Source organism: Roseovarius sp. A-2 (genome assembly GCF_002072155.1).
Taxonomy (GTDB): Bacteria; Pseudomonadota; Alphaproteobacteria; order Rhodobacterales; family Rhodobacteraceae; genus Roseovarius.
This window is the reverse complement of sequence record NZ_BDIY01000007.1, coordinates 1-14,626: the sequence shown is the minus strand read 5'-3', so window position 1 is coordinate 14,626 and position 14,626 is coordinate 1. Positions and strand designations below refer to the sequence as shown.

At 59.0% G+C, this 14,626-nt stretch carries 13 protein-coding genes; 11 read left to right on the top strand and 2 right to left on the bottom strand.

Features of this window, described 5'->3' with window-relative positions; translation table 11 throughout:
• The first annotated feature begins 202 nt into the window (after nt 1-202).
• Both BHD06_RS10185 and BHD06_RS10180 read left to right on the top strand, forming a co-directional pair.
• Nucleotides 203-1,183 carry an AAA family ATPase gene (locus BHD06_RS10185; RefSeq protein WP_254892378.1) on the top strand — a complete coding sequence of 327 codons (981 nt, stop codon included), beginning with the start codon at nt 203-205 and terminating at the stop codon, nt 1,181-1,183.
• 3 nt (nt 1,184-1,186) lie between these two features.
• On the top strand, nt 1,187-3,748 hold the full coding sequence (locus tag BHD06_RS10180; RefSeq protein WP_139784692.1) for a S8 family peptidase: 2,562 nt from the start codon (nt 1,187-1,189) through the stop codon (nt 3,746-3,748).
• A gap of 355 nt (nt 3,749-4,103) precedes the next feature.
• Here BHD06_RS10180 and BHD06_RS23710 read toward each other — a convergent pair whose 3' ends face one another.
• Nucleotides 4,104-4,430, bottom strand: a complete 327-nt coding sequence (locus BHD06_RS23710; RefSeq protein WP_176214326.1) for a helix-turn-helix domain-containing protein — start codon at nt 4,428-4,430, stop codon at nt 4,104-4,106.
• Between the two features lie 191 nt (nt 4,431-4,621).
• Between BHD06_RS23710 and BHD06_RS24265 the strand changes: the two genes are divergently transcribed.
• From BHD06_RS24265 to BHD06_RS10135, 9 genes are all read left to right on the top strand, one after another.
• Nucleotides 4,622-4,747, top strand: coding sequence for a hypothetical protein (locus tag BHD06_RS24265; protein WP_254892377.1), 126 nt, complete (start codon nt 4,622-4,624; stop codon nt 4,745-4,747).
• Between the two features lie 90 nt (nt 4,748-4,837).
• The gene (locus BHD06_RS10170) at nt 4,838-7,558 is read left to right on the top strand and encodes a DNA methyltransferase (protein WP_080456894.1); all 2,721 of its coding nucleotides are present in this window, start codon (nt 4,838-4,840) and stop codon (nt 7,556-7,558) included.
• A gap of 2 nt (nt 7,559-7,560) precedes the next feature.
• Complete coding sequence (locus BHD06_RS10165) at nt 7,561-8,328, top strand: hypothetical protein (RefSeq protein WP_080456893.1); 768 nt, start codon at nt 7,561-7,563, stop codon at nt 8,326-8,328.
• Nucleotides 8,325-8,531 (top strand): hypothetical protein, encoded by a 207-nt coding sequence (locus BHD06_RS10160; RefSeq protein ID WP_080456892.1) that lies wholly within the window; start codon nt 8,325-8,327, stop codon nt 8,529-8,531. Before BHD06_RS10165 ends, BHD06_RS10160 begins: the two co-directional genes overlap by 4 nt.
• 70 nt (nt 8,532-8,601) lie before the next feature.
• Nucleotides 8,602-9,561, top strand: coding sequence for a hypothetical protein (locus BHD06_RS10155; RefSeq protein WP_080456891.1), 960 nt, complete (start codon nt 8,602-8,604; stop codon nt 9,559-9,561).
• Complete coding sequence (locus BHD06_RS10150) at nt 9,558-11,615, top strand: DEAD/DEAH box helicase (protein WP_080456890.1); 2,058 nt, start codon at nt 9,558-9,560, stop codon at nt 11,613-11,615. Before BHD06_RS10155 ends, BHD06_RS10150 begins: the two co-directional genes overlap by 4 nt.
• Complete coding sequence (locus BHD06_RS10145) at nt 11,608-12,789, top strand: GIY-YIG nuclease family protein (RefSeq protein ID WP_080456889.1); 1,182 nt, start codon at nt 11,608-11,610, stop codon at nt 12,787-12,789. Before BHD06_RS10150 ends, BHD06_RS10145 begins: the two co-directional genes overlap by 8 nt.
• On the top strand, nt 12,777-13,502 hold the full coding sequence (locus tag BHD06_RS10140) for a hypothetical protein (protein WP_080456888.1): 726 nt from the start codon (nt 12,777-12,779) through the stop codon (nt 13,500-13,502). The genes BHD06_RS10145 and BHD06_RS10140 overlap by 13 nt, the downstream gene beginning before the upstream one ends.
• Entirely contained in the window at nt 13,487-14,212 is a 726-nt protein-coding gene (locus BHD06_RS10135) for a hypothetical protein (RefSeq protein WP_080456887.1), read from the top strand. The genes BHD06_RS10140 and BHD06_RS10135 overlap by 16 nt, the downstream gene beginning before the upstream one ends.
• Before the next feature lie 273 nt (nt 14,213-14,485).
• On the opposite strand, the gene BHD06_RS10130 is transcribed toward BHD06_RS10135, so the two are convergent.
• A partial coding sequence (locus BHD06_RS10130; protein WP_139784691.1) for a transposase domain-containing protein occupies nt 14,486-14,626 on the bottom strand: 141 nt, incomplete at its 5' end.

Below are 14,626 nucleotides of genomic sequence, written 5' to 3'. Positions count from 1 at the left end.
GAAGGCGCAACCGGCCCTGAACGGACGCCCGCAGCTCCCCTGATGCTGCAGCGCAGAGTCGCAGAAACGGACTTTTGCGTCACCTTAGAGGCTGCGTTTGCGGCGATGGTAAATAGTGAATTGGCAATGTACCGCGCTTCCTCTACCGTCTGTTTGAAAGGACGTGCAGGGCCGAATGTCGAACGCTAAGCAAATACTATCGATGCTGCGTAGCCGTGCAGAGGGCGACGAGGATCAGTTTCTCGCCATTGCCTTGCAGGTTGCGGCGGGCGAGGCTCGACAGGGTCGAAGAACGAGCGCTGAGCAAATCCGCTCCGCCGTGGAGGCTTTGCGGAAATCCAAAGGTGATCGAGCGTCCGTTCATGTTGAACTGGCTCGCCCACGTGGCGAGCTTGAAGGTCTGCTTGATCTTCGAGAGCCGATGTGTCGTCTCTCGGACGTCGTGCTCTCCGAAAGGCTAAGGGACCGCTTGGATCGAGTGGTTCTCCAGCAAGAGCGACGAACTTGGCTTCGCGAAGGAAATCGCGTGCCTTCGCGCAGACTTCTTTTCGCGGGCCCTCCTGGCTCAGGCAAGACGATGACGGCAGAGGCATTGGCAGGTCAATTGCGCCTACCATTCCTCGTTGTTCGTCTGGAGACTCTGATCACGAGATATATGGGCGAGACCTCGGCTAAGCTGCGCCTCGTTTTTGACGAGACGATCCGTCGGCGCGGTGTGTATCTTTTCGACGAGTTCGACGCGGTCGGTGGCCGACGGACGGCAATGAACGACGTTGGTGAAATGCGGCGTGTTCTTAATAGCTTCCTTCAGTTCATGGAGGAGCCTGCGTCCACGGACAGCCTGATCCTTGCAGCGACGAACCATCCCGATCTTCTCGACCCAGCGCTTCAAAGACGTTTCGACGAAGTTTTGCGGTTCGAGATGCCGTCTAAGGACGAGATCCGAAAGGTAATACGCGATCACCTCAGGCCGATGAAGTATCCCCGTATCGCATGGGAGCGCGTGGTCGACGCCGCTGAGGGTCTCAGCCAAGCAGAACTCGCCCGAGCCGCCGACGAAGCCGCTAAGATTGCGCTACTATCTGAACGTGACACCGTGCGCACTGACGATCTCCTTGAGCAGCTTACGGCACGACAAGAAATGCGCCACGTCTTCACCGGCGATCGCGATAATGAGTACTGACAATTGCCTGACTACGACCGTTCTCATATTGACGTTACACCGCTCCTAACCGATCGGCCTTTCACCGCCCATAAGCCGAACATGGGGCGTGTATATGATCGGAACCGCGCTCAACACGGGACACGCCTGAGCGAAGGTCTGGCTGCTTCCTTACAGGCTGCAGAAAATCGCCGTCCCCCGCGCGAACGTCTTCCGGAAAACATCGAGCCAGCGCAGGGCACGTTCGTTACTGTTGAACTTCATCGAGATGCTAAGGGTGTTGTCGTTCAGCCAGCCAGCGAAGGAACGCGTCAGAGCGCTGAATCTGCATCAAATGAGGGCGGACACCACACCTTGGTTCTACACCTTCCCGACACGGAGGCACGAGCGAAACTCGTGCGAGCCATCGAAGTCTATAGATCAGGGGAACTCACCAAGACGGGAAAGCCGCAACTCGCGTCCCGCATGGAGCCCATCGAGGGCTTCCAGCCGACACAGCTGGAAGATTTGTGGCGTGAAGACCCAGCGACGCTACCCGATTTCGGGATGCCGCCATCTTGGTGGGCGCTTTGGTGCTGGGAAGATTTCGTGGACGACGTTTGCGATCTTGCTCACGCCCTTGGAATGCAAGTTGCTCCGGAGGATCGATGGAGCATCTTTCCCGAAGCCCTCGTCATGCCTGTGCACGCGACCCGGGAACACGTCCAACTAATCCTTGACATCGGCGCGCCGGGTCTCGCCGAACTTGGTCGCGCGACCGATGACCCCACAATCCTCGTTGACCTGCCAGGGCGCGACCAAGACAGATTGGTCGAGGACCTTGCAGAACGTATCGTCTGGCCGGGTGCCGAAGTCCCTGCCGTCTGCGTCCTCGACACCGGCGTGAACCGTGCACATCCACTCATTGAGCCCGCGCTTTCACCAACAGAGACACAAGCCGTCGACGATGACTGGGGAGTCGACGATCACCATCACCCTGGGCACGGGACGGCTATGGCCGGAACGGCTCTGCACGGCGACCTCACAGCCCCCTTGGCGGATAGTTCTACGCACGAATTGCGACACCGGCTGGAAAGCGTGAAGGTCCTTCCTCCGGACTCGACTGTGCGAGGCCCAAATGACGAGGTGAACTACGGAGCGATCATCGAACAGGCGGTCAGCCTTGCGGAATTACGGAACCCCACAAGGCGCCGCACCATCTGTTCGGCTGTCACAAACAGAAATCGCCCTGGTGATCGTCCAACCCTTTGGAGTGCTGCGCTTGATCGCATTTCCTCTGGTGTGGATGCCGCTGAAGGCGAGGAACCGCCAAAACGGCTTTTTGTTCAAGCCATTGGCAACATCGCGCACTCACCCGACTGGGGTTCGATCTCAGATGCCGAGGTTCAACCAGGCGAAGATCCATCGCAAGCATGGAACGCACTGACCGTCGGTGGCGTCACATTTAAGAGTACCATTGAGCCGAAAGACCAAGCCGAGTGGTCGGCTTGTGCCGACGTAGGAGATTTGAGCCCTTTTGGCAGGACATCCTGTGCTTGGCCGGACGGCACCCAGCCCATCAAACCCGAGGTCGTGTTCGAGGCTGGGAATCGTGCGAAAAACGTCGCAGGTGATCAGGTTTCCGACGGGATGCCGTCACTGTCGATCATCTCCACAGGGAAGGGCGGTGCCGGAGATGGGCTCATGCCTTTCTACGCAACCAGTGCGGCAACCGCGCAGGCTTCCCGCATGGCTGCAACAATCATGGCCGAACACCCGACATACTGGCCAGAAACCGTGCGCGCTCTGATGGTACACAGTGCCAGATGGACACCGAAGATGTCTGCTGAGATTGATGCTGCACCAGGCATGGTGGGTCGCAAAGCGTTGAGGCGGCGTTTTGGTTACGGTGTTCCCGAACTTCCCCGAGCTCTCGCGTCCGCTTCCAACGACCTGGCGCTCGTTGCTCAAGCTTACATCCAACCTTATGACCGACCCGGTCGCACTCAGCGAGAAAACCGGCCAACAGGCCCCATCGGTTATGGCCGGGCACATTACTATGATCTCCCTTGGCCCACAGAGACCCTTGAAGAACTCGAAAACACGCCTGTCAAGCTCAAGGTAACACTCTCGTATTTTGTCGAGCCCAACCCGTTGGCGGGCTCAATGCTCGACCCTGCCCGTTATCGCTCTTTCGGCCTTCGGTTCGATCTCAAGCGGAAACGCGAGACCGATGTAAGCTTCCAGCGGCGCAGGAACGCGGCCATAGGTGATCGCGTCGTCAGCGGAGATGCCGATGAAGGATGGTTCTTCGGTGAGAAAGCAATCGCTGCAGGCTCGCTGCATGCTGACGTCTGGTTGGGGCCGGCGGTAGAACTGGCGTCTCGCGATCAACTCTGCATTTATCCCGTCATGGGGTGGTGGCGAGATCGCCCAAGCCAAAACCGCTATCTCGACAAGGCCCGCTACGCTCTGGTCGTTACGCTTGAGGCTCCCGAAACGCAAATCGACCTACAAGCAAGAATCGCTGCGACCGCCAGATCGATGATCAGCACGCGGTCGACGGTCGGGGTCGAAATTGGTGGAACTGGATCGGGTGACGGGTAGTACGGTGCTTCCTGCCACCTTTTTCCAAGAAGTGATTTGGCGCTACAAAGTAAATCTGGATTCCGGCCTCCCGTTTAGGGTTGTGCACCTACTGCCACATTATGCTGGGAATGGCGGCTTTTGAGGCATCGGGTCAGGGACGTGCACGCGCAGCGAATGTCCGGAAGCCTGAAGGTATTTCGATGTGGGCCGCGGCACGAGGCTGGCGGCCATGAGGTGGCGGCCCACGTTGACAAACCTCGGAAGGAGGAAGCCGCGGGGATCAGGGCCCTTCACTGGCCCAAGATCGTTGCGGGGTCTCGTCGAGAGGACCCCGTAACGATCAGACAGCGTGGCTTGATGGCTGCCTGCATCTTTAATTCGCGCCGATCGACGCGCGCATCCGAGCCCAGGATCTCGCGGCCGCATCATCGTCCGCCGATGCACGATAGGATGCGCCGGCGGCTTCACTGACATTACCGAGATGCGTCCCGATCCCCAGAGGACGGATTTGATCCTCGAAGAGCGCCAGCCAGTCTGGGTGCACAAGCCAGCTCTTACCGGGCTTTGTGGCGTCCAGAAAGACCCGGCCACGCGGAGTTACGGCACCTTTCGTGATCCAGTCTCGGATGGTTCGCGGGTGACGGCGAAACCGCTTCGCAATTTCTTCGATTGTAAGGTATCTCTCTTCATCTTTGGGCATCATGGCCTCCTCGTTGCTACGAGACGGAGCTACGCCCCAGCACATCCGCAACCAAAGCGCGTGAAAACTTTTTTGGATACATAATGATAATGTGGCGATGAGCGGCTCGACAGAGCGTGCTAATCCTGCGATTTTAAGGGGACAATAGCGCAAATAGCATGAGACGTCCGGCCATGGTTTAGGAGTGGATCATGGCAATCTTTGAGATTGTTTTGGCCGCAAGCTTTATCGTTACGATCGGTATCTGCATCCGGGATATGAATTTCGCCGTTCGCACGAGCGGGCGCGATCGGCCGCACGATTCTGAAGCGGTTTGAGCCATCTATTCGCCGCCAATGGGTCTGCACTGGAAAGCACCAGGCCGAACGTGCCATTCTCCCATCAAAAAGGCTGGGAGAATCAATATCATGAACGCCGTCGAGATCGAGGAAGCCGTTTCTGACCTCGCGCAGCAGCCCTTCGACTCTGCCGAGTTCCCGTTTGCCTTCCTCGCCGCCTTCGGCAACAAGGAGGCGACCATCAAGCGCCTCCGGACCGGCAATACCAACAAGTCCGACGTCGGTGGCGTCCTCCAGCGCAACAATATCCACATCGCGGTCGCCGATACCGGTGAGACGGTCGAGACCCTTGCCCGCCTCAAGGCCAGCCCGCTGACCGAACGGCAGAAGGCCAAGTTCATCCTCGCCACAGACGGCGCCCAGGTCGAGGCCGAAGAGATTGGCTCTGGCGAGGTGCTGTCCTGCCGCTACGACGAACTCGGAAACAACTTCGGCTTCTTCCTGCCCCTCGCCGGCATTTCCACGGTCGCCGAGGTCAAGAACAACCCGATCGACATCAAGGCGACCTCGCGCCTGAACCGCCTCTACGTCCAGCTCCTGAAGGACAACGCCGACTGGGGCAGTGCCGACAAGCGCGGCGACCTGAACCGCTTCATGGCGCGCATGATCTTCTGCTTTTTCGCCGAGGATACCGGCATCTTCCAAGGCGACGACCTCTTCACCACCACGGTCCAGACCATGACCGAGGCGGACGGCTCGAACACGCGCGACGTCCTCTTGCGCCTCTTCGGGGCGATGAACACTAAGGCTCCCGACGGGGCCGCCCGCCCTGGCCTCCCAGCCTGGGCCGACAAGTTCCCATACGTGAACGGCGGCCTCTTCGCCGACGACATCGGCTGTCCCACTTTCTCGCGCACCTCCCGCGCCTACCTGCTGCGCGCGGGAGAGCTCGACTGGAAAACCATCAACCCCGACATCTTCGGCTCCATGATCCAGGCCGTCGCCGACGATGACGAGCGCGGCGAGCTGGGGATGCACTACACTTCGGTGCCGAACATCCAGAAGGTGCTGGACCCGCTCTTCCTCGACGACCTGCGCGAGCAGCTCGAGGCCGCGGGAACCAACAAGCGCAAGCTCTACAACCTGCGCCAACGCCTGTCGCGCGTCCGGGTTTTCGACCCGGCCTGCGGATCGGGCAACTTCCTCGTCATCGCCTACATCCGCATGCGCGAGATCGAGGACGAGATCATGCGCCGCCGGGGCGAGGCGCTGACCCGCTCGGTCATCTCCCTCACCCAGTTCTACGGGATCGAGATCAAGAGCTTCGCGGCCGAGATCGCCCGCCTGTCGCTGCTGATCGCCGAATTCCAGTGCGACGTGCGCTTCATCGGCCAGGCCGAGGCTCGTGCGCTGGTCCTACCGCTCCATGCCACCGGGAACATTCGGCAGGGCAATGCGCTGCGGATCGATTGGGAGGAGGTTTGCCCGCCGGTAACAACCTCGCCCGAGGAGCAGGATTTGGGTGGTCCGACGGGGCGGTTGAACCTGGAAGGCGGTGGCGAGGAGTGGGAAACGTATATTTGTGGGAATCCGCCATATCTTGGCGGAAAGTCACAAAGCGACATCCAGAAAGAAGATCTCAGAACGGCATTCAATACATCGAAGAAGATCGGAGAACTCGACTATGTTTCGGGTTGGGTGATCGTCGCGTCAAGCTACGTCGAGAAGGTGCATTCCAAGGCCGCATTCGTGGTGACGAGCTCGCTGTCCCAAGGTGCGCAGGTTCATCAGTTGTGGCCACGGATATTTGATAGAGATCAAGAGATTTTCTTTGCACACAGGAGCTTCAAGTGGGCCAACAATGCGAAAGCCAATGCGGCGGTAATTTGCATCATCATCGGTCTTGCCCGAAGGTCCGCCGCAGATGCGCGCCTCTTCGATAACGGCGTTGAGCAAAAAGTAGTCAGCATTAGCCCATACTTGACTGCTGGAAAGCGAATGGTAGTCAATCAGGAGTTGAAGTCTATTTTCGGTATGCCCGCAATGTTGACAGGGAATAGCCCTTATGATGGCGGCAATCTCATCTTGGATCGAGATGAAGTATACAAAGTTATCGAAAAGAACCCCGAAGTCAGAAGATTTATTAAGCCTTTGTATGGTTCATATGATTACCTCAACGGGAGCGGGAGATATTGCATTTGGATTCCGGATCATGAGGTCGCGGACGCTCTCGAAAACTCCTTCATATTGGATCGTGTGGAACAGGTTAAGGCTTCGCGCCAAGTGGGAGGACAAGTCGCCAAAGGCTTAGCGAAACGCCCGCATAGCTTCAGATACACACATCAATCGAAAAAATCGGCTATCATCGCCCCTCGCGTGAGTTCAGAAAGAAGAGAGTATATTCCTTTTGGTCTTCTGCCCGACGGTGTGATCGTGTCGGATTCAGCTCAAGCTATATACGACCCAGAACTCTGGGTTCTTGCAACGATTTTGTCACGTCTCCACATGACCTGGGTTCGTGCTGTTTCAGGGCGACTCAAGACTGATATTCGGTATTCCTCTGGACTTGCCTATAATACCTTCCCCGTCCCGAAGCTCACCGAGACCGACAAGGCCAACCTCACCCGTTGCGCCGAGGACATACTGCTCGCCCGCGAGGCGCATTTCCCCGCCACCATCGCCGAGCTTTACGACCCCGAGAAGATGCCCGACGACCTCCGCGCCGCCCATGACTGCAACGACGAAACCCTCGAACGCATCTACATCGGCCGCCGCTTCCGCAACGACACCGAACGCCTCGAAAAGCTCTTCGACATGTACACGAAGATGACCGCGAAGAAGGCCGGATGAGAATGGTCGGCTACACTCTGTTCCACATGGACCCGGGCTACCGGCAAAACCTGATCGAAAAACATCGCTTCTATGTCAACGAGGGCCGTTCGCGTCTTTTGACACAGTTCGACGATGTCTCTGCTGAGGCCGACGCCTTCGCAGAAAAATGGGCCAGCGAACGCTCGCATCTTTTCGATCCGGAGCGCGACGATCCCAGCGATCTTGACGAGCGCGCCTGGGAGGAGAGCATCACCTTCTACGGCATGCTGGATGACCTTCATGCTGACGTTCGGCTCGCAATCATCGCCGGGATGTATCACGGTTGGGACAAGGACCTCCGCGACTGGATCGTGACGCAGATCCGGCATTGGCATTCCGGCAAGGACGTCCCGGCGGAAATTTGGAGTGTCAATTTTGCCGGTTTGATGGAATTCCTTTCCTGTTTTGGCTGGGCCGTGGATGATCTCCCGTGTCACCGGGGGCTCGACAGGTGCAGGCTTGTGGTAAATGCATACAAGCATGGCGAAGGGCCGGCACTGGAGAGCCTGAAAAATCACCACTCCGATCTACTCGCTGGTGGTCTTCTGGATGCCACGCCGAACAGAGAACTGGCGAAACGCCTTCTCGGGTATCGTCACTTGAAAGTGACCGACGGCCATCTGGACGAATTCTCGGATGCCATCGTCGATTTCTGGGCAGCAATGCCGGAGACGATCTCGGAGGATGACTTTCGAAGCTGGCCGGATTGGCTTGAGAAGGCAGTTGCGCGGGACAAGGAGGCACCATGACGCGAAAGACCTATACACCGGGCGGCGACGCCAAAGTGATCGCTGAGATCGCCCGAAGCCGGTTCGGGGGATTCCTCCAGATGTTCGAGCATCATGGCTGGCCCGAACGTGGCTCTGACATGATGCGCAAGGTGCAGACCCGGGTGAAGGAGACCTACGGGAGCGTGCGCGCTTTCGAAGAGAAGAACGGGAGCGATCAATGACCATCACGCTCATGAACAGATGGCGACCAGTCACCGAGGTAGTAGCTTCAACTGCAAAGGTTGTGTCGTCATGATGTCTCCTCTCGATGCAATAAATGCCAATCCCCCTAACGTCTGGATCACCTATTTCGACGGGTTCGACCCGAGCACATGGGGTTTTGTAGGGTTTGACACAGATGGGAAGCGCAAGAGCTTCCTCCGTCGGAGCCAAGCTGGCGTGCTGGTCGTGATCGCAGGGTCTCCTCAGGCGAAGCCAGAGGAGAAGCATCAGATCATCGGTGTCCTCCAATGTTCACACGAGATTGGTGTTGATCGGGATTACATGCCGAGCGCCGCGTTCGCGGACAAGGAAAGCAATCCGAGATCACGAGGGAGCTGGGCCAATGCTGTTCGCGTTGTTCGAGCCTGGGAGGTGTCCGAGGATAGCAGGATGCACATCAGAGATTTTGCATCTGAAACCTATACCGGGAAGAATGGTCAGCATATCGGATCTCAAGGCTCGCCGCTGTCCATTTCTGAGGCGAAACGCCTCCTTACAATGAACCTTCGTGAAACCGAGGTATTCAACTGCCCTCCGATTAGTGGGACAAATTTTGCGCCTGCGGTGGATGTGCTCCGACCAAGTCGCCCAGGTCCGACTTCGCAGTCCCCTACAGAGCACAGGGAGGCCGAGGGCCCATGCCATGTTTACGTCCTGGCCCTGTCCGGCAAGCCGGGCATCTTCCTCAATGACCCGAGTGCCCGCGGCAAGATCATCAAGGCCGGGTTCTCCAAAGCTCCTGAGGACAGGCGGGAAGCTCACAACCGGCACATCCCGGTCGGCCCCTTTCAATGGAATGTCCTGAAATCCACCGAGGCCGAGGGCCGAACGGCGTTTCCCGGCTCCATCCAGGGCAAGGCCGCCGAAGCGGCCCTGATCGCCGTGCTCGACCGCGATGGACGGTCTCTCGGACGCGAGTTTTTTCTCGCGGAAGATGGCGTCATTGAGGACGCATGGACGGCCGCGAAAAAGGCAGGAGACGAAGCATGACCGACCAAGTGAAGAGCGCCCCCTCCGTCTCTGTCCAATATGCTGCAACGGGTACCTCGAAGAAATCGAACGAGTTGGGCATGCGCGCCATGCAGGAGCGCGCCTACGCGCATCGGGGCGAGCAATACCTGCTTATCAAATCGCCACCCGCTTCGGGCAAGTCACGAGCACTGATGTTCGTCGCTCTCGACAAGCTGGAGAACCAGAGCCTGAAGCAGGCAATCATCGTAGTGCCCGAGCGCTCCATCGGGTCGTCTTTCAAGGACACGCCCCTGTCGAATTTCGGTTTCTGGGCGGACTGGACGGTCTCCCCGCAATGGAACCTCTGCAACGCGCCTGGCGCGGACGATCCCAAGATCGCGAAGGGCAAGGTCGACGCGGTGCGCGCGTTTCTTGCTTCGGACGAAAAGGTGCTGGTCTGCACGCATGCGACATTCCGGTTTGCCGTCGACGCGATGGGGGTCGATGCCTTCGACGATCGCCTGATCGCCGTCGACGAGTTCCATCATGTCAGCGCCAATCCCGATAACAAGCTCGGCACGCACCTGCGCGCATTCATGGAGCGCGACCAGATCCACATCGTGGCCATGACAGGTTCCTACTTTCGAGGGGATGCCGAAGCCGTGCTGATGCCTGAAGACGAGGCCCGCTTCGCCACGGTCACCTACACCTACTACGAACAGCTAAACGGCTACGACTACCTCAAAAGTCTTGATATCGGATATTACTTCTATTCCGGCCGATACATCGAAGCGATCCACGAGATCCTCGATCCGGCCAAAAAGACCATCGTGCACATTCCAAACGTCAACGCCCGGGAAAGCCTTGGCGACAAGATCAAGGAGGCAGAGGATGTTATGCAATCCCTCGGCACCTGGAAGGGCGCCGACCCTGATACGGGCTTCCAGCTGATTGAAACTGCTGACGGGCGGACGTTGAGGGTCGCTGACCTCGTCGACGATGACGGAGCGCGCCGTGATCGTGTGATCGGCTCGCTGAAAGATCCGGCGAACGCCGACAATCGAGATCATGTCGACATCATTATCGCGCTTGGCATGGCGAAGGAGGGCTTCGACTGGATTTGGTGCGAACACGCCCTGACCGTCGGATACAGATCTTCGCTGACCGAAATTGTCCAGATCATCGGCAGGGCGACCCGGGACGCACCGGGAAAGACCTCCGCCCGCTTCACCAATCTCATCGCGGAACCGGATGCATCCGAGGAAACGGTGAACGAGGCGGTCAATGACACGCTGAAGGCGATCGCCGCGTCTCTTCTGATGGAGCAGGTTCTCGCCCCGAAATTCACGTTCACCCCGAAGGCCTCCGGACCCAAAGAAGGGTTTGACTATGGCGAAGGTGGATACCAGCCGGATCAGACCAACATGGGCTTCAACGACCAAGGCCAGCTGCATCTCGAGATCGGCGGGCTCGTGACCCCGAAATCAGACGAAGCCAAGCGGATCTGCGAGCAGGACATCAACGAGGTGCTCGCTTCCTTCGTTCAGGATCGTCAAACCATGGAGCGCGGGGTTTTCGACGAGGAGACACCCGCCGAAGAGCTTACCCAGGTCAAGATGGGCCGGATCATTGCAGACCGGTACCCGGAGCTGGCCGAGGAGGATCGCGAAGCCGTGCGCCAGCACGCGGTCGCAACGCTTGCCTTGACGCAGCAGGCAAAGAACAAAACACCTTCCCATGATGCGGATGAGGAGCCGAAAGCGAATACTGCCTTCGTCGAGGGGGTCAGGAAATTCGTGACTGACGTCAAGGATCTCGAGATAGACCTGATCGATCGGATCAACCCGTTCCAGACCGCCCGAGCAATCCTGAGCAAGGCGATGGACGAGCGGACATTGAAAGAGGTCGCCGAGGTCATAGCGAAAAAGAAGATCAACCTGACGCATGAGGAAGCGCGCATGCTGGCGACACGTGCCATCCGCTTCCAGAAGGAAACCGGACGCCTCCCATCCCTGACATCGAGCGATGCCTGGGAACGGCAGATGGCCGAGGGCATCGCCTTCCTTCAGAGAAAGGCGACCGCCGATGTCTGAACGTAGCGACCTTGATATCCTCGCAGAGCTGGGCGTCGAGCCGGAAAAAAAGAAGACGACCGCCGCGTCTCCTCGGGAGGCACGGATCATCGCGGGCTTCGAGGACATCCAGAAGTTTGTCGAGGAACATGGTCGCGCGCCGGAGCATGGAGCAGACCACGACATCTTCGAACGTCTCTATGCCGTGCGCCTGGAGCGGCTCAGAGCGCAATCCAATTGTCTCATGCTCCTCCAACCACTCGACCACCAGGGCCTGCTGGAGGCTGCCTCCGGGGATGCCACCGGCACCGACCCGGATCTGGACGATGCGGCCCTGCTTGCCGCGCTCGGCGTTGACCAGGGAAGCAGCTCGGATATCACGGAGTTGAGGCATGTGCGCCCATCAAGCGAACGCAAGGCGGCAGAAGAAATCGCCGCGCGGACGCCCTGCACCGACTTCTCGGAATTCTCCGCGATTTTTGACGCTGTCCGATCCGACATCGAGACGGGCCGGAGACAAACCCGGCCCTTCGAGCGCAAATCAGAGATTGAAAAAGGCCGGTTCTTCGTGGTCGATGGGTTGATCGCCTATGTTGCCGAAGCTAATGAGGAATTCCGTAACGACTCGGGCAATATCGACCGGCGACTGCGCGTCATCTACGACAACGCGACCGAGAACAACCTTCTGGCACGCTCTCTGCAGAAAGCCCTGACCCAAGACCCTTCCGGGCGCCGGATCACCGACCCGGAGGCCGGCCCCCTTTTCGATCGCGCAGAACCGGTCGAAGGGAGCGAGAGCGGCACGATTTACGTTCTGCAAAGCCTTTCCGATCATCCGGCAGTTTCGGAGCACCGCGATCTGATCCACAAGATCGGTGTCACCGGCGGCGATGTGAAACGCCGGATTGCCAATGCCGAGAAGGAACCAACTTTCCTCATGGCTCCCGTGAAAATCGTGGCAACATTCGCGCTTTACGACATCAACCGCGTCGCGCTCGAAAATCTTCTGCATCGGTTCTTTTCACCCGCGCGCCTCGATACCCGCATCCCAGATCGCCTCGGCAATGAGATGAAACCGCGGGAGTGGTTCTTCGTCCCGCTACATGCGATCCTGGAAGCCATCGAGCGAATTCAGGATGGTAGCTTGCACAAGTTCGAGTATCGGCCGGAGCAGGCGAAGCTATGCAGGAAATAGGATATCGAGCACGATTTGCGGCTCATCTTCGTCCACGCCTTGGCGGGGCAAGAGTTGATGTCGATGATCTTCGGGCACTCGACGAGACTCTGACGGCTGTTGTGGGCGCAATTCTCCAGGAATCGAACCGTACTGCAGGAACGATCATCGGCGTCGCCACCTCGAAACTTGTCGCCGCGGGCGTGATGGCCGGGACTTTCGGTGGAATCGCCGCCTTTGGCGCTGCAGGCACCGGCACGGCGATCGCGACCCTGTCCGGGGCCGCCGCGACGACGGCGACGCTCTACTGGGTCGGGTCGACTGTCGGGCTTGGTGTTGCCGCCGGAAGCCTCATCGTTGCGGGCGGCGCGCTCGCCGCTGGTGTCCCGGTGGCAATCCTGGTCCGACGACACGTCTTCGGACGCCGCAGAGCCGAACAAGATCTGAGCCCCCATGAGCAGGCGGTGCTCTACGCGGCCCTTCGCCTCGCCGCGCCGATGCGGGCGCTGCGTGCCCGCGAGCTGCAGCCATCTGAAATCGAGATGAGGATCGTCGCCCGGCAAGGGCTTCAGCCGCTTGCATCGAAAATCGCCGAGCTCACCATGGAAGCTCAGACAACGGGAGATAACACATGCGTAGCCCCTTCCGGAGGGTTGGCGTACTGGCCACGCCGACGCCTCCTGCACGCAGTTCGACAACTCGAGTCTATAGCGGGGAAATGGGCGACGATGTGACCCGACGCAGCGCCGCCGTGGTACTCGCAGTCACATTCCAACGCCTGATCGACGACCCCGATCATGCATGGCGCCCAGAGGAGGCCCTGGTACTGGATGCGCTCCGCCGGTCCAACAATGATCTGGCTGAGGCCAGCGAGGCTGATCTGGCGCACTATCTCGCCGATCTTGAGCCCGATCAACTGCGCGGCGTCGTCTCGAATGTGAAGGGCATCTACCACGAACTTGTCTTCGCCGCCGCGGAGGACGCGGACGCCGACACTGTGCTGGCACAGCTTCCGGAGGCCACGAACCACCCAGGATCGGACGTCGAATTCATGGTCGATGGGAATATCATCGGGGCCGTGCAACTGAAGGCCGTCGCGTCCCCTGATTATATTTACGAGCATCTGTCGCGGTATCCGGACATCGACATCCTCGCAACCGAGGAAGTTGCTGCCATGATCCCGGGCATCTCCAGTAGCGGGTTCAGCAATGCGGAGCTGGAAGCCGAAGTCCGCGGCGCTCTGGATCTTGATCTCGGCGACACAATCTCCAAGGAACTGTTGGAAGCTGCAGGCGCCTCCGTTTTGGTGAGCGCCGCGTTTGCAGCCGGAACCGCGCTGCGGGCCGGCCGGGTGGAGCCGCGTGCGCTCAAGGCAGCCATGGGCGATCTGGGCGTGGGGTTGACCACAGCCCTCGCGCTCGACGCGCTCCTCGGTGGCGCATAGCAAAGCAGGCACCGAGCTGTGTGACAGCGAACGGCTCGGCGGGCGCGGGATCGAGTGCGCGCTCGGGTCTTTGTCACTGAAGCCCAAATCTCCAGCTTTTTTCTTCGCCTCAAACCGGCCCGGCCAATCTTCTCTTCTAAGTCGCGGTGAACATTCGCTGCAAAGGCACCGACGCGCACGGGTTGAGGAGACGAAAGCCATGGTTAAGATCCCCGAACTAACTTTTTTGTAACCGCGCCATTGGCACCGTCACCGCGTCTATGATACCGCAGCTTACGCGGCTTGACTGTCCGTCACGGATGGCAGTGGCACCCAATTCCACGGCAGCAACTCATTTAGCTTGTTGATCTTGTGATCATGGATGCGGTCGAGCACGTCGGCGAGATAGGCCAGCGGATCGAGGCCGTTGAGCTT